At 61.3% G+C, this 24136-nt stretch carries 23 protein-coding genes; 14 read left to right on the top strand and 9 right to left on the bottom strand.

What is annotated here, in order from left to right; genetic code table 11:
- Positions 1 to 51: 51 nt before the first annotated feature.
- Positions 52 to 621, bottom strand: a complete 570-nt coding sequence (locus V5E97_RS25845; protein WP_406694470.1) for a hypothetical protein — start codon at positions 619 to 621, stop codon at positions 52 to 54.
- Between the two features lie 1016 nt (positions 622 to 1637).
- Between V5E97_RS25845 and V5E97_RS25840 the strand changes: the two genes are divergently transcribed.
- A complete protein-coding gene (locus tag V5E97_RS25840) occupies positions 1638 to 3041 on the top strand; it encodes a monooxygenase (protein WP_406701215.1) in 1404 nt (467 codons plus the stop codon).
- Positions 3042 to 3080: 39 nt separating this feature from the next.
- Here the strand turns inward: V5E97_RS25840 and V5E97_RS25835 are convergent, their stop codons facing one another.
- Positions 3081 to 4277, bottom strand: a complete 1197-nt coding sequence (locus V5E97_RS25835) for a DUF1501 domain-containing protein (protein ID WP_406694469.1) — start codon at positions 4275 to 4277, stop codon at positions 3081 to 3083.
- A gap of 63 nt (positions 4278 to 4340) precedes the next feature.
- Complete coding sequence (locus V5E97_RS25830) at positions 4341 to 5744, bottom strand: DUF1800 domain-containing protein (protein WP_406694468.1); 1404 nt, start codon at positions 5742 to 5744, stop codon at positions 4341 to 4343.
- A gap of 845 nt (positions 5745 to 6589) precedes the next feature.
- Between V5E97_RS25830 and V5E97_RS25825 the strand changes: the two genes are divergently transcribed.
- The 7 genes from V5E97_RS25825 to V5E97_RS25795 all read left to right on the top strand — a co-directional run bounded on the left by V5E97_RS25825 (position 6590) and on the right by V5E97_RS25795 (position 13759).
- Complete coding sequence (locus tag V5E97_RS25825) at positions 6590 to 6988, top strand: BlaI/MecI/CopY family transcriptional regulator (RefSeq protein WP_406694467.1); 399 nt, start codon at positions 6590 to 6592, stop codon at positions 6986 to 6988.
- Complete coding sequence (locus V5E97_RS25820; RefSeq protein ID WP_406694466.1) at positions 6981 to 10163, top strand: carboxypeptidase regulatory-like domain-containing protein; 3183 nt, start codon at positions 6981 to 6983, stop codon at positions 10161 to 10163. Before V5E97_RS25825 ends, V5E97_RS25820 begins: the two co-directional genes overlap by 8 nt.
- A gap of 27 nt (positions 10164 to 10190) precedes the next feature.
- Positions 10191 to 10853, top strand: a complete 663-nt coding sequence (locus tag V5E97_RS25815) for a zinc ribbon domain-containing protein (RefSeq protein WP_406694465.1) — start codon at positions 10191 to 10193, stop codon at positions 10851 to 10853.
- 235 nt (positions 10854 to 11088) lie between these two features.
- Complete coding sequence (locus tag V5E97_RS25810) at positions 11089 to 11361, top strand: hypothetical protein (protein WP_406694464.1); 273 nt, start codon at positions 11089 to 11091, stop codon at positions 11359 to 11361.
- Between the two features lie 3 nt (positions 11362 to 11364).
- Positions 11365 to 12924 (top strand): hypothetical protein, encoded by a 1560-nt coding sequence (locus V5E97_RS25805; RefSeq protein WP_406694463.1) that lies wholly within the window; start codon positions 11365 to 11367, stop codon positions 12922 to 12924.
- A 239-nt stretch (positions 12925 to 13163) separates the two neighbouring features.
- Complete coding sequence (locus V5E97_RS25800) at positions 13164 to 13439, top strand: type II toxin-antitoxin system ParD family antitoxin (RefSeq protein ID WP_406694462.1); 276 nt, start codon at positions 13164 to 13166, stop codon at positions 13437 to 13439.
- Positions 13436 to 13759 (top strand): type II toxin-antitoxin system RelE/ParE family toxin, encoded by a 324-nt coding sequence (locus V5E97_RS25795; RefSeq protein ID WP_406694461.1) that lies wholly within the window; start codon positions 13436 to 13438, stop codon positions 13757 to 13759. Before V5E97_RS25800 ends, V5E97_RS25795 begins: the two co-directional genes overlap by 4 nt.
- A gap of 142 nt (positions 13760 to 13901) precedes the next feature.
- Here V5E97_RS25795 and V5E97_RS25790 read toward each other — a convergent pair whose 3' ends face one another.
- Together V5E97_RS25790 and V5E97_RS25785 are read right to left on the bottom strand one after the other, a co-directional pair.
- The gene (locus tag V5E97_RS25790) at positions 13902 to 14105 is read right to left on the bottom strand and encodes a hypothetical protein (RefSeq protein ID WP_406694460.1); all 204 of its coding nucleotides are present in this window, start codon (positions 14103 to 14105) and stop codon (positions 13902 to 13904) included.
- The gene (locus V5E97_RS25785) at positions 14102 to 14533 is read right to left on the bottom strand and encodes a TetR/AcrR family transcriptional regulator (RefSeq protein WP_406694459.1); all 432 of its coding nucleotides are present in this window, start codon (positions 14531 to 14533) and stop codon (positions 14102 to 14104) included. The genes V5E97_RS25790 and V5E97_RS25785 overlap by 4 nt, the downstream gene beginning before the upstream one ends.
- Before the next feature lie 213 nt (positions 14534 to 14746).
- Here V5E97_RS25785 and V5E97_RS25780 point away from each other — a divergent pair, with 213 nt between their 5' ends.
- The 3 genes from V5E97_RS25780 to V5E97_RS25770 all read left to right on the top strand — a co-directional run bounded on the left by V5E97_RS25780 (position 14747) and on the right by V5E97_RS25770 (position 20541).
- The gene (locus V5E97_RS25780; protein WP_406694458.1) at positions 14747 to 16081 is read left to right on the top strand and encodes an efflux RND transporter periplasmic adaptor subunit; all 1335 of its coding nucleotides are present in this window, start codon (positions 14747 to 14749) and stop codon (positions 16079 to 16081) included.
- 16 nt (positions 16082 to 16097) lie between these two features.
- A complete protein-coding gene (locus tag V5E97_RS25775) occupies positions 16098 to 19388 on the top strand; it encodes an efflux RND transporter permease subunit (RefSeq protein ID WP_406694457.1) in 3291 nt (1096 codons plus the stop codon).
- A 670-nt stretch (positions 19389 to 20058) separates the two neighbouring features.
- Positions 20059 to 20541 (top strand): helix-turn-helix domain-containing protein, encoded by a 483-nt coding sequence (locus V5E97_RS25770; RefSeq protein WP_406694456.1) that lies wholly within the window; start codon positions 20059 to 20061, stop codon positions 20539 to 20541.
- A gap of 147 nt (positions 20542 to 20688) precedes the next feature.
- Here V5E97_RS25770 and V5E97_RS25765 read toward each other — a convergent pair whose 3' ends face one another.
- Positions 20689 to 21180 carry a hypothetical protein gene (locus V5E97_RS25765; protein WP_406694455.1) on the bottom strand — a complete coding sequence of 164 codons (492 nt, stop codon included), beginning with the start codon at positions 21178 to 21180 and terminating at the stop codon, positions 20689 to 20691.
- A 578-nt stretch (positions 21181 to 21758) separates the two neighbouring features.
- On the opposite strand from V5E97_RS25765, the gene V5E97_RS25760 reads away from it, so the two are divergent.
- Complete coding sequence (locus V5E97_RS25760) at positions 21759 to 22190, top strand: ester cyclase (RefSeq protein WP_406694454.1); 432 nt, start codon at positions 21759 to 21761, stop codon at positions 22188 to 22190.
- Positions 22191 to 22271: 81 nt separating this feature from the next.
- Here the strand turns inward: V5E97_RS25760 and V5E97_RS25755 are convergent, their stop codons facing one another.
- The 3 genes from V5E97_RS25755 to V5E97_RS25745 all read right to left on the bottom strand — a co-directional run bounded on the left by V5E97_RS25755 (position 22272) and on the right by V5E97_RS25745 (position 23385).
- Positions 22272 to 22436: a hypothetical protein gene (locus tag V5E97_RS25755; RefSeq protein ID WP_406694453.1), complete on the bottom strand. Its 165-nt coding sequence runs from the start codon at positions 22434 to 22436 to the stop codon at positions 22272 to 22274.
- A gap of 335 nt (positions 22437 to 22771) precedes the next feature.
- Entirely contained in the window at positions 22772 to 23092 is a 321-nt protein-coding gene (locus tag V5E97_RS25750; protein WP_406694452.1) for a type II toxin-antitoxin system RelE/ParE family toxin, read from the bottom strand.
- Between the two features lie 2 nt (positions 23093 to 23094).
- On the bottom strand, positions 23095 to 23385 hold the full coding sequence (locus V5E97_RS25745) for a type II toxin-antitoxin system Phd/YefM family antitoxin (protein ID WP_406694451.1): 291 nt from the start codon (positions 23383 to 23385) through the stop codon (positions 23095 to 23097).
- Positions 23386 to 23465: 80 nt separating this feature from the next.
- On the opposite strand from V5E97_RS25745, the gene V5E97_RS25740 reads away from it, so the two are divergent.
- Both V5E97_RS25740 and V5E97_RS25735 read left to right on the top strand, forming a co-directional pair.
- The gene (locus V5E97_RS25740; protein ID WP_406694450.1) at positions 23466 to 23750 is read left to right on the top strand and encodes a transposase; all 285 of its coding nucleotides are present in this window, start codon (positions 23466 to 23468) and stop codon (positions 23748 to 23750) included.
- Between the two features lie 24 nt (positions 23751 to 23774).
- Positions 23775 to 24134, top strand: coding sequence for a hypothetical protein (locus tag V5E97_RS25735; protein ID WP_406694449.1), 360 nt, complete (start codon positions 23775 to 23777; stop codon positions 24132 to 24134).
- The last annotated feature ends 2 nt before the right edge of the window (positions 24135 to 24136 follow it).

Genomic DNA, 24136 nt, shown 5'->3' with positions numbered 1-24136 from the left:
CCGCTCTTGGAGTCCAAGGTCCGCCGCATGTTCGGCGTCCAAAGGCCGGCTTCATCCCGTCGCCGGACCTGAGATGACTTCGCGCTGAGACTCGGCGGAACCGCGTCCCCGGTGAGCTTGGCGTCGCCGGCCCCATCGGGCCGGTTTCCCCCTGCGGATGGAGTTCCACATCCTTCGGGTCAGCAAGTTCAGGAGCTCGCCACGCGACAACCCGGCAAAGGCGAGATCGCGTAGCACGCGTTCATCCTGGGTTAACTGCTGATGACAGATTTGTTTGATGTTTGCGAGCCTGCCAGGGGTTTCGTAGGTGACGTGTGTCAGCAAGGTGAGGAGTTCATCACGCGAGAGGTCGTGGAACGCGGCCTCGCCGAGTCGCTCTTGTTCCTCGGTGAGCATCTGCTGGCGCCGCTGCACCAGGAGACTTCGGATCTGAAACGCGTTGATGACCAGGAAGACGACGTGCCAGACCGAAGGACCGTAGAGCGGCGTCGGCTGACAGGTAAAGAAGAGCAAGCCCAGCACCAGCCCGCCGCAGGTCAGGGCACGCAGCCACAACATATCTCGACCCAGGTAGGAGAAGAGATACAAAACGTTCGCGATGTGGATGCACAACTCGACCAAGTTGTTACCCTCAGAAGGTGCAATCTCGGATCAAATAAAGGGGCGGAGGAACGTTCGACCGAAGCCGGTGAGAGCGACATGCCGGCGGCCGATCGTTCAAAGGCTTTGCAGCCAACCCATCGCCCAAATAAAGCATCGACGCGGCCGGCGAGCGGGTTCAACTTTCGAGCACGGAGATCGCCGTGTCTGTGAGATTTGGGTCGCAAAGTTGGACTGGTCGGCGTAATCGTTAGTAGGCGGGCGGCCCCGTCGTGCTGCGAGTTAAGTTCGGAGGTCGCCAGCCCTCCCTGACGCGGTCCATTTCGAGCGTATGCTGCTGGAGGTCGTTGAGCCTTCGAGATTCCGTGCTTTGTATGCTTCTACTAGAATTCAATAAAATAGGCGAATGTAGGCATGCATGTGCCGTGGTCTTGTGTTGGGCCGCGCAGGTCGGGGCCGACAGTGTGGGGATGCGATATGGCTGGACCGTCCCGAAAGTTCTTGCAGGCGGAAAAGGCGATTGCTATGATCCGCCTGACGCCACGGCTTCACGTACAGGTTCGCATGGAGCAGAGATTTTCGCCTGAAGTCCCGATCATCCGTGACGGCATGCTTCCATTTCTCCTTGGTCTGACTCGATCGCTTTCGGATCGGTTCCAACGAGGAGTCTGGGAGGCGAATCGGACCCTCTCATCCCTTCGCAGATGCCTGCAACGAACAACTCCTAAGCCGATCGTTTCGACTCCAGCTCTCCACCTGCACGCGCCGTTTTTGTCATCAATCCAATGAATCCATCTCCTTGAATGGGATTTCACTGGACTGAGGCTTGAGGTTTGCGGACACTGTAGCCGACACTACCGGAGTATGACTGGCGGCTTTGGTCGGACGTCGGATCGCCGAGAACAAAATCTCGGCTCCCTCGCCGATTCTTGGCATCTCGCTTGCTCATCATCTCGTCGATCAAGTCTAACGAATCTGGCTCCAACGCTAAGATCTCCCTTGCGGTTCGCCGCAAAGGAGGATCGCAGGTGGCAATTATGCTCGACTCCAGGGACGGCAGGGCGATCTGGCGGTTCTGCTTGCCGAGGCGATTGGTGCTCGTGGCCTGGATGGCTTGGTTCGGTTCGCCTCTGGCCATGGGTGAGGGGCCTTTGTCGGCGTCGGCTGGCGGGAAGAAGCCGCCGACGTACACCAAAGATGTGGCTCCGATCATTCAGAAGAAATGTCAGAATTGTCATCGGCGACATCAGGTCGGGCCGTTCGCCCTGGAGACGTACGAGCAGGCCCGGAAGCGGGCCGCGGATATCGCGAGCGTGGTTTCAGACCGGCTGATGCCCCCCTGGAAGCCGGCTCGCGGGGTCGGCCCGACGCTCAAGCACGACCAGTCGCTCTCGCACGAGGAGATTGCCACCCTCGAAGCGTGGGCTGCGGCGGGCGCCCCCCAAGGCGACCCGAAACATCTGCCACCGCCGGCCCAATTCGCCGAGGGCTGGAAGCTGGGCCCGCCCGACCTCATCCTCGAGCCGGCCGAAGACTTTAAGATTCGCGCCTCGTGCCCGGACACCTATCGCTGTTTCGTGCTTCCCACGAATCTGGCGAAGGACACCTATATCTCCGCGATCGACTTCCGACCGGGGAATACGAAGGTTGTGCATCATATTAATGCCTTCCTCGACTCGAGCGGCGAGGGGCGGTCGAAGGACAAGGCGGAGCCTCGCCCGGGATATACGTCGTTCGCGGGGCCGGGCATCGCAGTCTACGAGGACCTGAGCTTCTGGGCCGGTGGTCACGAGCCCAGCCATTTCCCGCCGGGGGTCGGCCAGCTTTTGCCCCGCCAGTCCGACGTCATTCTCCAGGTTCATTACCACGCCACGGGAAAATCGGAGGTGGATCGCACCCGCGTCGGCATCTATTTCTCGCGAGGGCCGGTCAAGCAGGCGCTCCACTGGACGACCGTGTCGAACTCGAAGTTTCAGCTCCCGGTGGGCGCCGCCAACTTTGAGGTCAAGGCGAACTGGTACGTCCCGATCGAGCTCGAGATCCTGGCGGTATCGCCGCACATGCACTTGCTCGGTCGTGACATGCGAATGTCGGTGACCTTGCCGAACGGTACTAAGCAAGACCTGATTCACATACCCGTCTGGGACCCCTCCTGGCAGAGCGCGTACTTCTTCCAGAAGCCGATCACGCTTCCGGGGGGGGCGGTCGTCAACGTGACCGCTCACTTCGACAACTCCGACCATTCGCGTAACCCCAATCAACCCCCCAAGCGAGTGGCGTGGGGTTACGGGGCCGATGACGAAATGTGTGAAGGCTTCATCGCCGTCGTCAAGAAAGGGCAGGACCTGACCCTCCCCTGGGTCAAGGATGATCTTGCTGAGATCTTGAGCAAGCAGCGCCTTAAAAATATGCTCAAGCAGACGGCCAGGCAGGCTCGATGAAGCCTGCCTTGCAAAACTTGCTCTTTGCATGGATTGGGTTCAGACTTGAAGCAGGGGCAAGGGGGAGACGTTGTCCCCGAGGGCAGGGTCGGCGGGAAGCCCGAGCCACCCTGTCTGGATGGTTGCGTAGACCCGGCGGAAGTCGACCGACATTTTGAGGTCGCCGGCCTCGAGGTCGGTCAAACTGGGATAAGGGCCGGCCAGTCCGGGGCGGACCCCCGCGCCCGCGAGCAGGACCGGGCCGGCGGTGCCGTGATCGGTTCCCGCCGACCCATTTTCGGCGACTCGGCGGCCGAACTCGCTGAACCCGAGGACCAGCACGCGCTCAGCCAGGCCGGCCGCCGCCAGGTCGTCGAGGAACGCCTTCAGGGCCTCTGACAAAGTGCGAAGCAGGTCGGCGTGTGAGAATAACTGGCCGGCGTGAGTGTCGTAGCCCCCTTGGGTGGTGTAGAAGACGCGGGCGGCGTACCCCCCTTTGAGTAACCGGGAGACGGTGCGGAGTCGCTCGGCCAGCGCGGTGGCCGGATACCGCGCCTCGGCTTCGCGGTTGCGGCTGAGTTCTCCCAGGCGGTCGGCGGACGCATAGGCGTCGAGCATGCTCTGGCGGACGAAGGCGGACAAATTGTCTCCCGGCTCGCCGGCCAGGTCCGTACGGAGAGCGTCCCTCGGGGGGGCCAGGGCGAGATCCTCCATGCGTTCAAGCGACAAGGCGTTGGATCGTCGGCCCTGGAGGGCGGCCGGTGGAGCGCCTGAGCCGACGAATAGCGACTCTGCGCGGCCACCCGCCGTGTCGAGTCCTCGGCCGATCCATCCTGGCCCGCCATGTTCCTCGGGGTCGAGTCGGCCCGACTGCCAGACCGCCATGCTCTGGAAATGTGATCGGCTCGGGTTCGGATACCCCACGCCCGGCACGATCGCGAGTTGACCCGACTCGAGGAGTTTGCCGGCCTCGCGCATCGCCGGGTGCAGGCCAATAGTTTCGTTGATCTTGATGATTTGGTTGTTTTGCAGCCGTAGCGTCTTGCGGTGCCGAGCGTAGCCTTCGTCGGTGAACGGGACAATTGTGTTGATCCCATCGTTGCCGCCGTCGAGCTGGACCACAACGAGCACCCGGCCGTCGCGATCAGCGGTGGCCGCCCTTGCGGTGCGTGCAAGGAAGCCGGGGACTGTCGGGGCCAGGGCGATCAAGGACGATCCGCGCAAGGCCGTTTTGAGGAAGTTGCGTCGCGAGTTCATGAGGTCTCCTTCATCGTCATTCGCGGATCGTTATCTATTTTGTCGTTGTTTCGAGCAGGACGGTCAGGCGAGTTGGGCCTCGGGGCAGGACAGGATCAGGGCGACTGCGCGTCCTGCTTGCTCCGGTCCCCACGCACTCCGGGGACCGAGGCTCGCGGCGATTTGGTCGTGCCATTTCGCGCTGGGCTCGGCCCCAAGCAGTCGTTCGGCGACGTGTGCGATCAGTTCGTCAGGCCCGCGCCCCCGTCCGTCTCGTTCGGCCAGCGCGAGGGCGTTAACAGGCTCAGGGCGGCCGATGCCTCGACCTTCGGCCAGAGCCGCAGCGAAGTTGGCCCGGCCGATCAGCGATCGGGTCGTCAGCCATGACCGGCCGCCCGGCCAGCCGCCGACGTTGGGGGGATAAAAGAGGTCCTGGCCAAGCCGCGCGGACCAGTCGGCCAGGACCAGGGTGCTCGGCGGCGGTTCGAGCAGCTCGAAGGCCCGGATCGGCCCGACGACGAACTCGACCGGCCCCACGATTCGCGACCGCAAGTTCGCGGCCGCGAAGAAGAGGTTCGAACGCACGATCAAGGCGACGGCCCCGCCAATCTCGAGGTTGTGCTGGCGGAGGCTGGCTGCTAGCTGTGCGATTGCGTCGTCGGTGATCGCACGCTCCCCGAAGAAGAGGCTGCAAAGCCGCCTGGCCAGGCGTTCGGCAGTGGCTGGGTGCTCGCGCAATTGGCCGATCAGGTCGTCTCCCGACCACCGCCCCGCGCGGCCGAGGATCGTTTTTTCTCCCTCGTCGTGCCGAGTCGCGACCGCGCGAAACTGGCCCTCGTTGACGGTCCATCCGGTCAGGGCGCGGGCAGCCTCCTGGACGTCGGGCTCGCCAAAGTGACCGATGCCCAGAGTGAACAATTCCATGAGTTCACGAGCGAGGTTCTCATTGGGGTGCCCTTTGCGGTTGGCCGGCGCGTCGAGCCAGGTCAGGAGCGCGGGGTCCTGGACGGCGGCGGTCAGCAACTCGCCGAACGGGGCCCGGGCGAGGCGGCGGAAGGTCTCATTCTGCCGCCGCATCGCCTCGAGGTTGTCAACCTTGAGGTTGCTGGTGGCGAAGTGGTTGTGCCAGAGCAACGTGAGCCGCTCACCCAGTGGGTCGGGGCTGAAGAGCATGCGGAAGACCCACCACGCCTTGAGCCGCGCCGGGTCGTTGGAGGCCGCCGCGGCATCGGCGAGCAAGGTGGAGGTGGTCTCAAAGCCCTCGGGGATTTCGCCACTGCGTGCCTTGCCTGCGAGCACGCGATCGATGCTCGCCTCGGGACCGTCCTTCAGGTCACGCTGGAGCTCGTTCCAGGACGCCGCGAACCCCGCGCGACGGTGCAGGTGCACGACCCGAGTCAGGTTCCAGGGGGTGTTCGCGTCCGGGATGTACCGAGTCCAGGCTGAACCGCGTTCCGGGGTGGCGAGCTCGTTGCTTTCAGTAAACATGTCTGCTCTCTGTTTCTTTGCCCGGTCTTGGAACCTGATCGAGACGTCCCCGCTGGCCTTGCGGAGCACGGACGGACACCCGGTAGCGCAGGCCCGGGGCGAGTCCCTTGATCTGGAACCTGGCATCAGCTTCGTTCATCTCCACTGATAAAAGGGTCCGAGCCGGCCGATCGTCTCGACTTTCTCGAAGAGAGAGTGCCTTTTTCGAAAGTTTTCGTTACTTGCTTGCCTCGATCAACTCGTTCTTCGAGGTTGATTGCTTGCGTTTTTCTTGAAAGGGCGACCATAGAAGTTGTCCCGCCGAGCCGACCTGAGCAGGTGGACGTTTTTTAAGTAGCCATAGACGTTTCTTTCGTTGGCCTGGACGCGGTCAACTTTCCGCTCAAGGGGCAGGTCGTTAGGGGTATCATTTTTGTTTGCTCTGAATTGTATGTAAGAAAGTGAGTGTATGCTGCTGATGCTGCCAGCGAGACCGCCGCAGTTGTCCTGTCTGGAATTATTCAACGACCCGATACAGGGCTAGAAAGCCTCTCGCTACTCGTTCCCACGGTCCTCCGTGGGAATGAAGTTTTGGACGCTCTGCCTCCTCGGCTTTCGAGGGCCAGACGACGCGGAGCGTCGGGGGCGGCATTCCCACGGGGGACCGTGGGAACGAGTGTGAATCTTAGCTCTATAGCGGATCGTTGAATTCTTTGTGGTTGTCGTCGCAACCCTCTGCCGTGGGAACTTTGTCCGTTCTCCCGGAGAAGGAAATCACGGGGAATTCATGAAGCTGGGTCTTGACGTGAGTGGATGCCCCGCAAATACTCATCGATGAGTACGACGAACTCGTAGGAATAAGACTGATGGCCGGGAAGAGTCCGTCGGCCCTGAGTGGCCGCGAGTATGCGATTTTGAAGAGTCTCTGGGAGCACGGTCCTTCGACGGTGCGTGAGGTTCTCCAGCGGCTTGCGACGGCGGGGGGGGAGGAGATTCCTTATACGACCGTTTTGAGTTTGCTCCAGCTCATGGAGAAGAAGGGGCACGTGGGCCACGAGGCAGACGGGAAAACGTATCGTTACTTGGCGAAGGTCAGTCAAGTCAAGACCACTCGGCTGGTAATCCGCGACTTCCTGGGCCGTTTCTTCGATGGCTCGGCCGAATCGTTCGTGATGGGTCTGGCGGAGAGCCCGGAGCTCTCGCCCGAAGTCTGGGAGCAGTTGCGCCTCGAGATCCAACGCAGACAGGACGCCAACGATGAATGAGCACGCGTGGGAATGGGCCGAGTCGCTGGGCCACTGGGCCCTGGCGTGGACCTTGGTCGTCGTGGCGGTTGGCGCCTGGATCCGACTCGGTCGGCCGAGCCGGGCCTCGCTCCGCTACGGTGGCTGGCTCCTGGCCACGTTCGCGGGGTTGGTGCTGGCGCCGCTGGTTGTCTGGCTTGGCCCGTGGGTCTCCTGGCACGATGCAGTCGCGCTCGTGCGCCGCCCTGCCAACCTCGCGGCAAGTCCGGTCGGACGGTTCACTTCCTGGTTCGAGGGGGTGCCCGCCATGGCGATCGAGGGGCGCGACGGTGCGGCGCTCGCTCCGACGGCGTCCTCAACCTGGATTCTGCCGCCCCAGATACCAAAGCCAGTTGCAGCAGTTCGGCCGCGGGCCGAGGGTGGTCGTTGGCCCGAGTTGGCGCTCCTGATCTGGGGGGCGGGGGCCCTGGTCTTCGCCGTTCGGCTGGGCCGCGATGCGATTCGCGTTCGGGCGTTGCTGGCGGCGGCCACCGGGGACGTACCGGCCGAGTTGGCAGGGGAGTTGGAACCGGCTCGGGTCGATCTCGGTCTGCGCCGCCGGGTCAGGGTCGGCGTTCATCCCGAGATCCAGGCGCCGATGTGCGTGGGTTTGCTGCGGCCGACGCTGCTCTGGCCGACCGCGGCGCACTGCCCGATGACCTCGTCGCAGCGCCGGCTGAGCCTTGTGCATGAGTTGGCCCACCTCAAGCATGGTGACGACTGGGTGGCGCTGCTGGCTGAGATCTGGCGCTGTCTGGCCTGGTTCTACCTGCCGATCCACTTTCTGCTCGACCGCCTCCGCCGCGAGCGTGAGTATTGCTGCGACGACGTGGCATCGAGCCGGTCGGAGGGGCCGGAAGGGTACGCTCGCTGGTTGCTCGATCTGGCTCCGGTGCGAGTCAAGCCCCCGGCGCTTGCCTCCTCGCTCCTGGGGGGAGCGGACCTGGCGGTTCGGGTGCGCCGGTTGCTGGATCGGGACTCGCGCCCGGCCAGTCCCCTGACGTGTCGGCAGGTCATGATGCTGGGGGGTGTCGGGCTTGTGCTCCTGGGCGTCTCCGGGTCGGTACGTTTGGTCGGCTTCGTCGCCCACGCCATTGAGGCCGAGCCGGCCGATGCACTGCTTCCGGAGATCGAGCCCAAGGCACTGGCGATCAAGCTCGAGACGGCCTGGAAGGACTACGAAGCGGGCCTGCTGGAAGTTGAATTCGATGAGGAGAGAGATTCTGATCCCTTCGCGGAGTCACGTGGTCAAGAAAGAAAGAGTGTCGATATCAAGTTCCCAGGCCGTTTCCAGTATGGGAGTGACGGCCGGTTGTGGCGAACCGAGTTCGACTCGATGATGCCGAACTCCGGGGCTCGGCAACTTGTGCCCGACCGCTGGGTAACGGGGTTTGACGGTGAGCGTCACTATCACTGGAATGTCAGGGCGAACGAGGTCACCTGGGGAGAGTCGAATCCCTCGGCGCTCGCCTTGGAGCCACGGGCGTTGTTCTGGCCGAGTCGCAAGAATCTGATCGAATTGCTGAACGACGCGACCACGAAAGTCTCCCAGAAGACGGTCGATGGGGTGCGCTGCTACTTGCTCGAAAAGACGACGCGCAACCCCAGCGGTGAGTGGCGGACGGAATATGCGATCTCTCCCCGGCGGTCCCATCTCGCGGTCGAGATGGCGTATTATCGTAACGGCCACCGCTATGCCTTGCATCGGCTCCAGGATCTTCGGCAGGCGGAACGAGGGCTCTGGATCCCCAGTCGGATTCTCTCGGAGTCGTGGTCCGTCTTTGATGATGGGTCGCGGAGCCTGATGAGTCGGCGTTCCATGCGGATCGTCCGGTACGAGCCGGCGAAGGCGATCGCTCGGGACGATTTCACGCTGACGGTTCCGTTCAATGTCACGGTCAAAGACCTCACGGACGGCTCGGCATGGACGACGGACCCGTGGTGGCCCGAGGTCCGCGAGCTGCTCCGCGACCGCTTCGCCTGGTCACCGCGCGACCTTTCGCCGTTGCGGCAACTGGTGAGTCATTGCGATGGCAAGGTCGAAGGCCAGCCGGTTCCACCGATCGAGGCGTCGCTCTGGATCAACTCCGGGCCGGTCGACTGGGGGCAACTTCGCGGCAAGGTGGCCCTGATCGATTTCAGTTCGGTGGGGGGCAGACACGAAAAGGCCGCGGCCATCCGGGCACTGGGCGAGCTTTACAAAGGAGCAGGGCTCAGGGTGATCTCCGTTCTCGACAGCAAGGACGACCCTGATGCGGCCCGGCAATACGTCAAGGAGCTCCGGCTCACACACCCCGTCGCGGTCGATCTGCCTCGAGCCGCTGGGTTTGGAGCCACGATGCAGGCTTTCGGGATGAAGTACGACTCCTCAGTGTTCCTGGTCGATCACCTGGGCAAGGTTCGGCAGGTCAAAGAGCCTGGCGGATTGATTGGTCCGCTCGTTCAAATGCTTCGGGACGCGGGTTCCAAAGATGTCTTGGTGGCTTCACTGGACCCACCGCAACTCGTTCGCGACGAGGAGCTCGACGCGATTGGCCGCGCCTTTCAGGATTGGATCAAACAGGCCGACGATGGCGGAAGTCTTGCCGGCACGATCGTCGACATGGAGGGCCGGCCGATCCAGGGCGCCGAGGTTCGCGTTCACGCCGAGGCTCGGATCCTGATGCACCCCGGTTCTTTTTTCGTCATCCCCGGCCGGACCACTCACCTCGCCGTCACGGGGGATTCCGGGATGTTCCTGCTGCCGAATCTTTGCAAAGGGAACTACAGCTTGCGGATTTCCGCCCCTGGCTTCGCGACCATCGAGCGCAAGACGCTGATTGAATCGACGCTGGGCGAGGTTGTGATTGACGCGGTGATGGGCCAGGCCGACGCTATCAGCGGGCAGGTCATGGATCAGCAGGGGAAGCCGATCGCCGATGTTGATGTGACGATTTCGGAGCGGCGAATTGCCCGCAAGGATGGTACCCAGACTAACTACAACGACACCCTGGAAATGAAAACCACTGATGCGAAAGGAGCGTTTCGGTTCAACAAGCTTCCCGAAGGGGATTATACGCTGACCTTGAAAAGCATGGGATTCTCCCAGGTCGTGCGAAAGAACGTCCCGGCCGGTGCGAACAACCTGGAGCTGACGCTCGAACGCGTTCGCCCCTGAACCAACACGGACCTCGGCTGGCCATCAATGATGAAGATCCCATTGACTTGCCCAGCCTGTGGCGCGGCGAGTACTGTCGATGCCGTCTTCGCCGGCAGAGCGGGACGCTGCAAACATTGTAACCATCGATTTACGATCCCGAATCCAGGCGAGTCGCACCCCGAGACCTACACCCTGGATGAGCCCCCCGCGGTGCCGGTCGATGCGGCCGAGATCGACCTGGAACCCAGCTCAACCTTCGTGAGGGCCCGGGGCGATGAGCCGTCGGCGCTCACGTCGCGGCGCAAGCGACGACCGATCGAGCCCATAGCCAGGCCGATGAGCCGTCGCGAACGCGAACGCGAGCCCGGCTTCGCCTGGGGAAAGTGGCTGAGCCGGGCAGGGGGGAGCGCCGTGCTCGTTCTCGCCGCGATCGCCTGGCTCGCCCCGGGGGGGCCGATCTTCGTCGGGTCGGTGGTGTTGGCGATCGGCACTTTCATGGTGCTGCTCGGCTTCGGAGTCGGGGCTTATGGTGCCTTCCGCGAAGATTTTCTTTACGGCTTTCTCTATCTCGCGATCCCGCTTTACACCGCCTATTACGTCGTCTCACGCTGGGATGAGCTCTGGATCTGGTTCGCTTGCTCGACGGTGGGCTTCGGACTTGTGCTGTTCGGGACCGAAATGCTCCGGTGGAATGGCGTGATCCTTTGAACGATCGATCCTCGGGAGGCGGTCTGAGTTGGCCACAGTGGAGAGTCTGTCGGCTAGTTAATTACTTGTTTCGAGAAATGTAGATTGGTGCTGATTTAATCTGCAGTTTATGCAAGCTGTGCTGATGCTGTTTGAACTTCTCGATGCCATCGGATTGACTCGCAACGGTTGAGTGCGGCAAACTGAGTAGGGACACCGTTTTGCGAGCTCTCCACATCTTCCGGAGGGGGTTGCGATGCGTTTTACGCTTGCCCTCATGATTTTCGCCGGATTCGCGGTGCCTGCTGTCGCCTGCATCAACGACAGCGAACTTCCGAATCACGAACGCGAGTTTCGTTCGAACTATGGTGAACCGACCAGTCCGGCATCGCCCACGCCCCCACCTCCACCACCGAGAACGGTGGATCTTCTGGAGTTTGCCGGACATCCGATGCTCCTTGGAACCGGTGCGGCGCTTTTGACCGGGGCCGTTCTTGTGACGATGACCGACAGACGGGCGAGGACTTGATTGATGAGGGCCTGGTTCCGTCGGTTTCTCCTGACAGGGTTCGCGGCCTTGCTCGGTTACGCCGCCGGCTGGGTTGGCGGGGCGATCGGGTACCTCATCCCAAACCAGGAGAAGTTCGCGTTTCTGGCCGAACGCACCCCGCTCCCGCACCATGTGCCGGAACATCCAGGGGGATTGTCGTTTCGGTTCGCCATGGTCCAGGATGTCATCCATGAGCGCTTCGCCAAGCATGGACTGGCTCACTACCGTGAGCGCGAACGGCTCGATCGTCTGAAGTGGGCCGCGCTGGCTCAAGAAGATCCGGCACGCTTCGCCCTGGCCGACGATCTCGGAGCCGGCTTGGAACGCCTGGGGCGTTCGGCGGAGGCGGTCTCGATCCTTCAAGAAAAGCTCGAAGACCAGCGGAAAATCGGAGTCGCCGGCCGCGAGCTGTACACCTCGTATGCGAACCTCGGCACTTTCATGATTCATGGCAGTTTCAAACAGGCCATTGCCGGAGACCAAGCCGCCAAGGAGCAGTTTCGCGAGGGACTCGAGTTCGTCCGCAAGTCGGTGGAAGTCAACCCGGCAGCCCACTTTGGGCGGGAGCGCTGGCAGGCGGTCATTGCCGAATACCTGCTCGCGGCAATGGACGACCAGGGTTTGCTCAAGACCCACGACTGTCTCGGCAATCGGCTCGACCTGGGGATCGAGGAGATCCTCAACCGCGAAGCCGACTGGGTGGGCACCGGTTACGGTCGTCCGAACGACGCGGCGTTCGGCAAAGAAGCAACGGTGAGCGAAGTTCCGGAGTTCTTCCGGCCCGGTCTTCCGCTTGATGATCCGGTCCGTTGGCCGAAGCTCAAGACCATCCGTCGTCATATCACCAAGGTCGGGGCCGAGGAGGGATGGGACGCCGTGCCGGTTCCCTCACACCGCGCTCCCGTGGCGTTTGACGAGCCCGCCCTCGGGATCATCGGGATGTGGCGCCAAGGTGGCGGGGCGAGTCCTTATTTCGCCCTTGCGCTGGGCGAGACCATGCTGAGAGTCGGGCAGAGGTACATTGCGTGGGCCGCTTACGAACGGGCCGAGCGGCTGGCCGCTCGGTTCTGGCCCGACCCGGCGCTGCAGCAGTTTCTTCGCGACCATTGCCGGAAGCGGCAGGCTCAGATTGAGATGACCCTATCGCATCAGCCCTCCACGCCCACGTCCGCCGGTTCGAGGGCCTGGCAGCAGGTCAGTCCGCCTCGTGCGGGCGATACCACCGCGAACTTGCGCTCACGATTCGAGGCGGAGTTGAACTTCGGCGAGGACTATCAGCGGCGCTATCAGCAATACGAGGAGTCGAAGCTCGCGGCGGGTGCTTCGCTCTTCGATGAGCACTTTTTCGACGACTTCCAGCCGGGCCGTGGTTCGATCGCCTCGCCGGTGGGTCCGGAGGAGTGGTTCGTGGGTGTGCCCTCAACGAAGATGGAGGCCTACGCCGTCCAGCGGCGGCAGTCCTGGGGCGTGCTCGGCGCCGGTCTCGCGGCGATGGGGACGGCGCTCATATTGAGGCGGAAGTCAGCCCCCCGACGTGACTGAGGTTTGCGTGGGTCGGCCTTTGGAGCTTCGTCAAGACGATGAAGCCAACCGGTGAACGCTGATCTAAGATTCGCGGGGAATTCCGTGGTTGGTCACGTTGCGGCAAGTGGCCAACCGAGGCTTTTGCTGATTGCCTCTTGTGGTTGCGCTGCCTTGGCAAGTGAGTTGTCCAGGCCATCCAGCGGCCTGGCAGAATCTGGGGCGATATGGTACGCTTATGGGGAAGGGGGCGATATGTTATGACGATTCAACTCACTGAAGATCGCAAGCGTTTCGTGCTCGCCTTGGTGCAAGGAGGCCGCTATGCCTCGGAGAGCGAAGTTGTCAATGAAGCGTTGCGATTGTTGGAGCAACAGGATCTCGTTCGTGCGGAGGAGAAGAGACGATTTGAGGCTCTGGTCGTCCAAGGCATCGAGTCCGGACCTTCTACACCGATGACTCCCGGAGATTGGGACGAAATCGAGCGGGAGGGTGAGCGGATCGTTGCCGCCAGGAAGGCCCGCAAGGATCGATGAAGGATGCGATCGTCCTCAAGTCACCTCAAGCCCGCCTGGACTTGATCGGTTGCTACGTGTACATTGGTGAGCGAAATCAGTCCGCGGCACACCGGTTTCTCAAAGCTGCGGAAGCAACGTTCGCCACGCTCGCACGAACTCCTCAGATTGGTGAACTCTACGAGGTCGACAACGATCGTCTGGCTGGCCTTCGTTGTGCTTTCGTCAAGCGGTTCAGGAATTACCTGATTTTCTATCGGCCCATCGACGGTGGGATTGACGTAATCCGAGTGCTCCATGCCACCCGAAACTTTGGGGACATTTTGAGAGAAACAAATTGACTGTAACTAATGGCAGAATGAGCTGATTTGTTTAGATTTGATTGTTCTTGAATTTTTGGTGTCGTCGGTGGATTGGGTTCGGCTTTGAGACTCGCAGCCATCCCGTTTAGGCCGATATTCAGACCACGGCGAGCAGAGCCTTTTAGGCTCCCTCTCGCGGTTCCGGGGATTTCTTCGACGGTTTCACGCCTTGCTCGACCAGGCCGATGGCTTGGCGGAGGAAGGAATCATCGTCGATTGTTCCCTTGAATCGTTCGGCGAAGTGGGCGCGATTCTCGACCCAGAAGTAGATCAGGCCGAAGATCATCAGGCTGAGAGTGGCCGGGTCGAGGTCGGTGCGGATCAAATTCCGGCGTTGGGCGGCCTTGATTCGGCTGCGGAGGGTGTCCAGCAGGTCGGGCTCGCCGGGCCAGACCTGGATCTCGCCTTCGAGCCGGGCCCAGCGCAGATCCGAAACAGAACCTCGTTCTCACTGAGGTAGGTCATGAGCCGGCGCATCTCGGCCCGAACGCTCAAGGGCCGGTTCGTGGCGCGGGCGGCGATGGGGAATCGCCGGGCGTAGCCTTCGACCATGTGACGCTTGACCGCCACATAGAGGTCTTCCTTGCTGCCGAAGTGATGATGGATCAACGGATGCGAAATTCCGGAGGCCGCCGAGATGTCGCGCATCGACGTCGCGGCGAACCCGCGCTCGGCAAACAGGCGACTTGCGGCGTCGATGACGGTGGCCCGTGTGTTCTCCGCATCTCGGCCGCGATGGCCTTCGGCCGTCATCGTAAGTCTCCCCCTCCCCTTGTTGACCGCTTGGTCAAGCGTATCCAGCGTCACGGGCCCCGTCAATCTGATGCGGCCAAACTGTGGTTTCATGCTCCGGCTGGAATGATAGGGGCTTGGCAGACCCCTTGACGATTTTGTCGATCGGTCTAGAATGTTGACCATTCGGTCAATACGTATTGACCATTTGGTCAAGGCGTCGTCGGGAGGCGGATGATGGCATCGAGGTCTGAATCGGCAACGGGGACGATCCCCGCGACCCGCTTTTGGGGGGCGGTTGGGTTGCTCCTCGGCCTCATCACAACAGGCTGTGAGCAGAAGAACAGCTATGTCGAGCCGCCCCCGCCGGAAGTGACGGTCGCCACCCCCGTGACCCAGGACGTGACGAATTACTTCGAGGCGACCGGCACGGCCCAGCCGGTCATGTCGGTCGATATCCGCGCCCGGGTCAAAGGCTTCCTCAAGGAGCGGCTCTTCAAGGAAGGGGCGATCGTCAAGGAGGGGGAACTCCTCATGGTGATCGATGAGGAACCGTTCCGCCTCGCCCTGGATCAGGCCAAGACCCGGCTGGCCGAGGCCGAGGCCAACTTCACCAAGGCCAAGCAGTCGCGGTCCCGTGAAGTCGCCAAGGCGCAGCTGGCGCTCGACGAGTCGCAACTGCAACTGGCACGCGTCGCCGAGACCCGCCAGCGCAACCTCTCGGGACGCGGGGCAGGGTCGCGTGAGGAGATGGACCAGGCCGAGGCCAACCGCAAGAAGAACGAGGCGCAGGTCGAGTCGGACCGCGCCAGCTTCGACCAGGCGGAAGCGGACTACGAAACCAATATCCTCGTCTCGGAAGCCAACGTCGGCGCGGCCAGGACCGCGGTCCGCACGGCCGAGATCGAGCTCGGCTACTGCCGGATGACCTCCCCGATCACCGGCCGGATCAGCCGGGTCAATTATCACGTGGGCAACCTGGTGGGCGACGGCCAGGCCTCGCTCCTGGCGACGATCGTCAAGATCGACCCGATCTATGCTTATGTCAACGTGAACGAACTCGATCTGCTCCGGTCGAAGAACCGGATGGGCGCCCAGGCCGAGAGCCAGGAGCCGATCGAGCTCGGGCTGGCCAACGAGAAGGGCTATCCGCATCAGGGCAAGATCGATTATCAGGATCCAGGGGTTGATCCGGGGACCGGGACGATCCGTATCCGTGGCGTCTTCGCCAACCCGGACGGCCTGATTTTGCCGGGCCTGTTCGTCCGGGTCCGGGTACCGACCGACCAGCAGAAGGAGGCCCTGCTCGTTCCCGAACGGGCGTTGGGGACCGACCAGTCGGGGCAGTATCTCTTGGTGGTGGGCGCGGACGACGTGGTCGAGTATCGCGCGGTCAAGGTCGGTGCCCAGGTCGACGACCTTCGCGTGGTCGAGGGGAAAATCAAGGCCAACGACCGCGTGATCGTTGATGGCCTGCTTCGGGCTCGCCCCAAGGCGAAAGTGAAGCCGATGTCCGCGACGGAAGCCGGCAAGTCGATCGCGGTTGCCGAGGATGCCCCCCGCTCCTGAGGATCCTTAAGGTATCATGTCCCGCTTTTTTATTGATCGCCCGATCTTCGCCAACGTCATCGCCATCATGACGATGCTCGTTGGCTTCGTCACGCTCTCCGGCTTGCCGATTGAGCGCTATCCCGACATCACGCCGCCCACGGTCCTGGTCGCGACGGTCTATCCGGGCGCGGATGCCAAAGTCTTGGCCGATACGGTGGCGTCTCCCGTCGAGCAGGAGGTCAACGGTGTGCAGGGCATGCTTTACATGTCCTCCACTTGCTCCAGCGACGGGTCGTACAAGCTGACGGTGACCTTCGAGGTCGGCACCGACCTCGACGAGGCCCAGGTGCTCGTGCAGAACCGGTTGGCCGTCGCCTTGCCGAGGCTGCCGCAGGAAGTGCAGAGGCAGGGGGTCACCGCCAAGAAACAGTCGACCAACATCATCATGGCGGTGTCGTTGATCTCGCCCGACGACCGCTATGACGACCTCTACCTGAGCAATTATGCCTCGCTCCGGATCAAAGATGAGCTGAGTCGGATCTACGGCGTCGGCGAGGTCATGGTCATTGGCAGCAGCAACTACGGGATGCGAATCTGGCTCGACCCCGAGAAGCTCAAGGCCCGCAACCTGACGACCGAGGACGTCCTCCTGGCGATCCGCGAGCAGAACGTCCAGGTGGCGGCCGGCCAGGTCGGGCAATATCCGTCGGCCAAGAACCAGGGGTTCCAGTACAACGTCACGACCCTGGGCCGACTGAGCGACCCCAAGGAATTCGCCGACATTATCGTCAAGGTGGACGACAGCAGCTTCGCCAACGTCGATGACAGCAGCGGCGCGGCCGCTCGGTTGACCCGGGTCAAGGACGTGGCCCGCGTCGAGCTCGGGTCGCAGGTCTACGACCAGTGGTGCGAGATCAGCGGCAAGCCGGCGGGAACCCTGGCCGTCTTCCAGCTTCCGGGCGCCAATGCCCTCGACGTCGCCAAGAAGGTCGAGGCCGCCATGAAGGCGCTCCGGCCGTCGTTCCCCGAAGGTCTTGATTATATTATTCCGTTCAATACGACGATTTTCGTTGATGAGTCGATCCATGAGGTTTACAAGACCCTGTTCGAGGCGGGCGTGCTCGTCCTGATCGTCATCCTGGTGTTCCTCCAGGATTGGCGGGCGGTCTTGATTCCCGCGACGACCGTGCCGGTCACGATCATCGGCGCGTTCGCGGCGATGGGGATGCTCGGGTTCTCGGTCAACATGCTGACCCTCTTCGGCCTGGTCTTGGCCATCGGCATCGTCGTCGACGACGCGATCGTGATCGTCGAGAACGCGGTTCACCATATCGATCGCGGCGGCCTACCCCCCAGGGAAGCGACGATCAAGGCGATGGACGAGGTCATCGGGCCGGTCATCGGGATCACGCTCGTGTTGATGGCCGTCTTCTTGCCGACCGCCTTCCTTGGCGGGATCACCGGCCAGCTCTACCGTCAGTTCGCCCTGACCATCGCCGCCACCGCGGTCATCAGCGCCATCAACGCCGTGACCCTCAAGCCCGCGCAGTGCGCGGTCTATCTCCGGCCGACCAAAGCGAAGAAGAACATTTTCTACCGGGCGTTCAACGCGATCTATGACGGTTGCGAGGCCATCTACACCGCGATCATCCGCCGCCTCGTCCGGCATGTCGCGCCGATGATGCTCCTTTTCGTCATTCTCGTCGGGTTCACCGGCTGGTGGTTCACCCAGTTGCCGACCGGGTTCCTCCCCACCGAAGACCAAGGCTACGCGATCGTCGGCATCCAGTTGCCCGATGCCGCCTCTCAGATTCGGACGCGAGCGGTTGTCGATCAGGTGAGCGCCATCTTGAAGAAGACCCCTGGAGTCAAGGGCTGGTTCCTGATCGGCGGGCAGTCGATCCTCGACCAGGCGATCGCGTCCAACGCCGCGGCGATGTACATCACCTATGAGCCCTGGGAAGAGCGCGAGGGGAAGCCCGGCCAGAGCCAGGATGAAATCCTCGGCAACTTCATGGGCCAGGTCCAGCAAGTCCGTGAGGCGATGGTCTTCGCCTTCCCACCGCCGGCCATTCAAGGGCTCGGCGTCTCGGGCGGGTTCCAGATGCAGGTCGAGGACCGCGCGGGGGTTGGCCTCACCGAGCTCCAGCAGGTGCTCGACGAGATGCTCGCGAGCGGGAACGGGCAGACGGGCCTGGCCGGCTTGCGGAGCACGTTCCGCTCGGGCGTTCCGATGATCTATGCCGACGTCGACCGGGTGAAGGCGAAGAGCCTCGGCGTGCCGCTCGAGACGATCTTCGGCACACTTCAAACTGCGCTCGGATCTGCCTATGTCAACGATTTCAATCGATTCGGCCGCACGTATCAGGTCCGGGTTCAGGCCGACCAGCGGTTCCGGGTCGAGGCTGAGGACATCCGCCGGCTCGAGGTTCGCGACAAGCAAGGGCAGATGGTTCCGCTCGGCACGCTCGTCAAGGTGGAGAAACGGCTCGGCCCGCAAATCATCCCGCGGTACAACCTCTATCCCTCAGCTTCGATCTCAGGAGCGGCGGCGCCTGGTTACAGCTCGGGCCAGGCCATGAAGCTCATGGAGGAGATGGCCGTCCGCAAGCTCCCCGCCTCGATGGGATACGACTGGACCGCGATGTCGTACCAGGAGAAGAAAGTCGGCTCACAGTCGATCTACGTCTTCGCCATGGCCGTCTTGATGGTCTACCTCGTCCTGGCCGCTCAGTACGAGAGCTGGTTGTTGCCCGCGGCGGTCATCCTCGTGGTGCCGCTGGCCCTCCTGGGCACAGTGATTGCCGTGGCGGTCCGGGGGATGGATAATAATATCTATACCCAGATCGGCATCGTCTTGATCATCGCCCTGGCGAGCAAGAACGCGATCCTCATCGTGGAGTTCGCTCGCGAGTTGCGGACTCACGGACGATCGATCATCGACGCGGCGATCGAGGCCTCTCGGCTCCGGTTCCGGCCGATTCTGATGACCTCGTTCGCGTTCATCCTGGGGATTTATCCCTTGGTTAACGCGACGGGCGCCGGGGCCGCCAGCCGGCGGTCGCTGGGCACGGCCGTCTTCGGCGGGATGCTCGCGGCGACGGTATTGGCCGTCTTCTTCGTCCCGGTCTTCTACGTCCTCATGCAGCGCCTCAGTGAGTGGCGTCACCCGCTGAAAACGACGCCGACCCCCGCCGGATCGGGAGAAGCCTCGGGCCATTCTCATGGGGACCACTCGACGACCGCCGGCAACGGCAACGGGGAGAATGGCGAGTCCAGCTCGTTGAGCGGTGGAGACCACGCCTTGCCTGACGCGACTCATTGATCGATCGAAGAGAGTCGCACCGACAGTAGCACGGCCGGCCCGGCCGTTGGGGATTCACCCCGGCGGTCGGGCCGGCCGTATGTCTTTGGGATTCACTCTACTCAGTTGGTCGCATTTCTCTCAGGGGATGAGGGGATTAGTCAAGCCGAGCGAGTGGGCACCCATCTTTGCCGAATCTCCCAGACCTCCCAAGTGAGGTGCATGGCCAGGGGGGACTCTAGCCGAAGTGCGTTGTCGGAGTCTCTGAGCCGGGCAACGATGCTACCGCCGCTGCCTTTTACCCGATGGGGCCATATCAGTGATTCGTCATTGGGCAGCCATAGGGCTGTCGTAGGGCTTACGTATTGACCATCGCTTACCGTACGTTATAATGCAACAGGAAGACGGGCATAGGTGAATGCGTTTGTGGACGTCATCGTCGATTGGGATTCCCCCGAGGGAACGTCCAGCATATCGCCGCCCACGGGCTGATGCCTGATGAGGTCGAGGCGGTTCTGATGGATCCCGCCAGCCGGACCGAGCGGAGCCGTCGACACGGCGATCCCATCACGTTCGGATGGACCCCATCGGGGGGTTTTCATCGCCGTGGTCTGGAGGACATTGAGAGATGATCCTCACGTGATCTTCCCTATCACCGCCTATCCCGTCTCCCCTTGATGGAGGCAATTTCATGGGAACACCGATGAAGGACCGGCATGTGATTAAGTTGACCGATGCGGAGAGTGCAGAGCTCGAAGCCATTCGGGAGCAATTCCAGGCCGAGCGGCCCGGACCATCCAGCCTCGTGGACCGGGGCGAGATCGACGAGCCGATTCCGCATGGTCAATTCGTCGAGCTGCTCTCACTGGTCGACCAGATCAAGCGAGCGAGAGAGCAGGGGGGCGTATCAATCACGGATCTCTCGCAGCAATCGGGCCTGACTCGCGCGGCCATTTCTCGACTCGAGAACGGGTGGAACAACAATCCCACTCTCGACACGCTCTATCGCTACGCCTTGGCGGCCGGCATGCACATTAAGCTGACTGCCGAACCGGTGGCGAAACCCAGCGAGCCGGACTTCGTCGAGAAGCATGAGACCGAGCAGCACCCAATTCCACCAGGCTCCGACGCGGATATGTCGCGGCATCTGATCGAAGCCAAGGGAACAACTTAAGCTGCGGCGGCCGACGTTTCCACCATCTCAGAGATCCTCTCGGGCAAGCGTGGCTTTGTCCCGTGATTTCCACGTCAGTTTGGCAGCTGTTATCGGATCTGCTCGATGTGAGCTCAGTCGTAAACCGTAAGGTCGGAGAATCAGGCATCACAAGGATTTGAGATCGCTCAACTTCCGAGGCAGATGCGAAGGTTGTAACCCATATTTGTATGGCCTATGCTTAGGACCTTCGTATTTTGCTTTAATCTCAGCAGGAGTCATCGATTTTAGCGATTCTGCGACCTGTTCTTCAGTTATAATAGTCAGGGGTCTTGGCGGATCAGGTGCCACCGTCATCCATGGGAATGAAGCAGCTTTCTTATACTTCTTCTCGAGATCACCATGATATCGAGCTTGGTCGGACAGCCAACTCCTTACAGCCGGGTAGGATTGCTTCGCCAGTGCCTTTGTATAAAGAAGGCGGGCTTTTCGGTTTACGTCGCTTTTTACTTCGTAACGAATCCTGGTTCGCGCAAGTCTCGCTGATTTTTCCGAAACTATTGGATACGCGTACATTCCGATCGCTGACAAGGCAACAAGAATCATTAAATTAGAGATTTTGAATTGGGTGGCCAATTGCGTAAGATTGAATCGTCGCATCGTGTTACTATTCTTGTGTTGTTGGGATAATGTATATGTATGGAAGTGAAAATATTTTCGTGGCATTATCGCTATTTCAATGAAAACTCAGATTATACGTCACGTTAATATCGTACTTTCCGCAGGTCCCGCCGACAATATCTCCCGAATTTCGGGGTGGCCAGCCAGCCTTGGCCAGCGGGGCCCGCCTGAATCGGCGGCCGGTCAACGACTTGACACCGACCTCCGTGACTTCAATCCGCTACTCTGTCCGGCAGCACTTTGCGACATTGTTTTCAGGAGAGAAAAGGGGTTGGGAGTGAATGGCACGAGGTTTAGAGCGGGCGTGCACTGGTTTTCGTCACAAAAACAGTGTACAGGAGCCCGAAATAGTACTGCGCAGAATCCTTATCCTCGTGCCATTCACTCCCGACCCCTTTTTTCACCCGTGCCCGCGCAACATTGATTCTTTCTAATTCGCAAGCGATCCCCCATTGCTTGATCGCCCGACGGGTATTCAAATAAGTCAGTTGGGTAACTGATTGGTGGGGCCGCGTTAAAGTGGTCGGTGACGTTTCTCTATTATTGGAGGCTCAACGATGTCAGACAACGCAGCGATTGTCCGTCAGTTTGTTGAGGAGATATTGAACCGGGGCGACTGCGATGGCGCTTGTCGGTTCATCTGTGAAGACTACATCCATCTCGCACCGTTGCCGGGGCAGGAGCAAGGCCTGGTGGGCTTTCAGAAGACGTTACGAGAGGTGGGTGTCGCGTTCCCCGACATTTGTTGGTCTGTAGAGGAGCAGTTGACCGACGGCGACCGAGTGGTCAGCCGCTTCGTTTGGACGGGAACGCATCAGGGCCACTTCCTCGGTGTCGCGCCGACCGGTCGCCGGGTAACGGTCTGGGGAATGGCCCTCGACCGGCTCGTGGACGGGAGGATCAAAGAGACCCGTTTCCTAATGGACGTACCGGGCCTGATGGCACAGCTCGGGGTGATTCCGGCTGGGCAGGCGGAGGCCTTAAGTTAAGTTGTGGGCCGATTTTGGAGGCGTACTGGCTCAATCAGCCCACCTACCTGCTGCGCGGCCTGCTGGCCTCTTTGGCCAGCATCACTGCCACCGACTCCGGTACTTCCGTATTGTGCCATGTTGCCAGTTCCAGAACGTCTGCCGCGTGTCACTGTGACTATACTTCGCCAGAAGCTTGGGAAGCTTCTGCCGCCAATGCTCGCCCCAAAGGGCGAGCACCAGCTTGTAGAATTCGGCGGAAGTCATGCGGCTTACGAGTGGTAATCGGTCGAAGAAAAGAGGTCGGGAGTGAATGACGCCATCTTTGGCGCAAGCCTCTGTGCTACATGGCTTTGTGCTGAATATCGGGTTGCTGTGCACGAGGTTTAAATTAATGAACACAGTTTCAATAAGCTGAAAGCCGCTCGTTTCGTAGTCAAGTGCGCTACGGCACATGTCTGCATGAATTTTGTGTAGGCCGCGGAGTAAGAGCTACAAGTCATTTAAGGACAAAGAAATGCGTCTTAAGCTAGTGCCATTCACTCCCGACCCCTTTTTCCTCTCTTTCGCGGACCCGGTGTAAGGGAGGGGGCTTTGCCTGGCTAAGCCTCTTCAGGATCGATCAGGTTGCGGGCACTGTGACGGATGTAGTGCAAAACAATCGCGTCGTCCTCGATGGAAAAGAGGTGACGGTAGGTACCCGGTTTTTTGCCGTAAATCATCTGAAGGAGCGTAATGCCCAAACGCTCCGATTCTTCTTCAGCGATGGGATGCCGCTCAGGGAATTTACTCAGCTTGGCGATGGCCTTTTCTAAACCAGCAAGCCAGCGTGCGGCAGCTTGGGTAGATTGCTCGGTCTTGAACCGAAACGCCGCAATCGTATCGACGTTCGCCCTGGCGGTGACGATGACGCGGTAAATCACCGTTACTGTTTCTCGGCGAGAATCTGCCGCATTTCCGCTAGCATGCTTTCTGCTGGAATCACCCGGCCCGCTTTCATGTCGGCAAGGGACGCCTGAAGGGCCTCCATGCGTTCGGCCTTCTCCTCTAGTTCAAGCAGACGCTGATATGAAGCTGAGTCCTGGACCACCAATTCCGCCTTGCCGTTGATGGTCAATACGACGGGATGCCCCGACTCCTTCAACTGACGGAGGAATTCGGGCGTGTTTCGCTTGAAATTCGATAGTGAATCGATGTCTCGATTTAAATCCAGCATGGCTACTCCTCGCACGCAATTTGCATCAAATTTGATGTTGCCTCATCCGGGGGCCTAAGACAAGTTGGGATTTTGGGTGCATGGGTGGGTGGGTGGCGGAAAAGAGATCGCTGAATCGGGCCGTGGGTCGGGGAACGCTGTTCCGGAACGAAGGCGACTACGCCGCGTTCGAGCGCGTGCTGGAAGAGGCCCGGGACCAGATTCCGATGCGGGTGCTCTATTTTTGCGTGATGCCCAATCATTGGCATCTGGTGCTCTGGCCGGAGCACGACGGCGACCTCTCCGAGTCTCTGCGGTGGCTGACCGTGACGCACACGCAGCGTTGGCATGCCGCGCATCAGACGTCGGGAACCGGTCCGCTCTAGCAGGGATGATTCAAGTCGTTTCCGATGCAAGACGACGAGCACTTGCTTACCGTGAGCCGGTACGTGGAGCGGAACGCCTTGCGGGCGCACCTGGCCTCCCGGGCAGAGGACTGGCGCTGGGGAAGTCTCTGGCAGCGTCGGCAGCAGGTCGCCTCGGTGACTCTGGCAGAGGCCTGGCCGTTCCCCCGTCCTCGGCAGTGGACGGCGTTCGTGAACCAGCCGGAAACCGAAGCGGAGCTGCAGGCCCTCCGTCGCTCGGTGGTTCGCGGAACGCCCTGCGGAACGCCCTTCGGCGAGGACCGCTGGCAGCAGGAGACCGCGAAAACGCTCGGGCTGGGATCGACCTTGCGTGGCCGTGGCCGTCCGAGGAAATCCCCAGGGTAAAC

The sequence above is a fragment of the Singulisphaera photorubra genome (assembly GCF_045290345.1).
Classification (GTDB): Bacteria; Planctomycetota; Planctomycetia; order Isosphaerales; family Isosphaeraceae; genus Singulisphaera.
This window is presented reverse-complemented; position numbering and strand designations above follow the sequence as displayed.

Bases quoted from the DNA above. Each gene is read 5' to 3' on its own strand.
- V5E97_RS25825 (WP_406694467.1), top strand. From the start codon at position 6,590: ATGGCCGGGAAGAGTCCGTCGGCCCTGAGTGGCCGCGAGTATGCGATT.
- V5E97_RS25765 (WP_406694455.1), bottom strand. From the start codon at position 21,180: ATGCGACGATTCAATCTTACGCAATTGGCCACCCAATTCAAAATCTCT.
- V5E97_RS25740 (WP_406694450.1), top strand. From the start codon at position 23,466: ATGGGTGGGTGGGTGGCGGAAAAGAGATCGCTGAATCGGGCCGTGGGT.
- V5E97_RS25775 (WP_406694457.1), top strand. From the start codon at position 16,098: ATGTCCCGCTTTTTTATTGATCGCCCGATCTTCGCCAACGTCATCGCC.
- V5E97_RS25755 (WP_406694453.1), bottom strand. From the start codon at position 22,436: ATGACTTCCGCCGAATTCTACAAGCTGGTGCTCGCCCTTTGGGGCGAG.
- V5E97_RS25835 (WP_406694469.1), bottom strand. From the start codon at position 4,277: ATGAACTCGCGACGCAACTTCCTCAAAACGGCCTTGCGCGGATCGTCC.
- V5E97_RS25770 (WP_406694456.1), top strand. From the start codon at position 20,059: ATGGGAACACCGATGAAGGACCGGCATGTGATTAAGTTGACCGATGCG.
- V5E97_RS25735 (WP_406694449.1), top strand. From the start codon at position 23,775: ATGCAAGACGACGAGCACTTGCTTACCGTGAGCCGGTACGTGGAGCGG.
- V5E97_RS25805 (WP_406694463.1), top strand. From the start codon at position 11,365: ATGAGGGCCTGGTTCCGTCGGTTTCTCCTGACAGGGTTCGCGGCCTTG.
- V5E97_RS25800 (WP_406694462.1), top strand. From the start codon at position 13,164: ATGACGATTCAACTCACTGAAGATCGCAAGCGTTTCGTGCTCGCCTTG.
- V5E97_RS25810 (WP_406694464.1), top strand. From the start codon at position 11,089: ATGCGTTTTACGCTTGCCCTCATGATTTTCGCCGGATTCGCGGTGCCT.
- V5E97_RS25745 (WP_406694451.1), bottom strand. From the start codon at position 23,385: ATGCTGGATTTAAATCGAGACATCGATTCACTATCGAATTTCAAGCGA.
- V5E97_RS25780 (WP_406694458.1), top strand. From the start codon at position 14,747: ATGATGGCATCGAGGTCTGAATCGGCAACGGGGACGATCCCCGCGACC.
- V5E97_RS25795 (WP_406694461.1), top strand. From the start codon at position 13,436: ATGAAGGATGCGATCGTCCTCAAGTCACCTCAAGCCCGCCTGGACTTG.
- V5E97_RS25840 (WP_406701215.1), top strand. From the start codon at position 1,638: ATGCTCGACTCCAGGGACGGCAGGGCGATCTGGCGGTTCTGCTTGCCG.
- V5E97_RS25785 (WP_406694459.1), bottom strand. From the start codon at position 14,533: ATGACGGCCGAAGGCCATCGCGGCCGAGATGCGGAGAACACACGGGCC.
- V5E97_RS25820 (WP_406694466.1), top strand. From the start codon at position 6,981: ATGAATGAGCACGCGTGGGAATGGGCCGAGTCGCTGGGCCACTGGGCC.
- V5E97_RS25815 (WP_406694465.1), top strand. From the start codon at position 10,191: ATGATGAAGATCCCATTGACTTGCCCAGCCTGTGGCGCGGCGAGTACT.
- V5E97_RS25830 (WP_406694468.1), bottom strand. From the start codon at position 5,744: ATGTTTACTGAAAGCAACGAGCTCGCCACCCCGGAACGCGGTTCAGCC.
- V5E97_RS25760 (WP_406694454.1), top strand. From the start codon at position 21,759: ATGTCAGACAACGCAGCGATTGTCCGTCAGTTTGTTGAGGAGATATTG.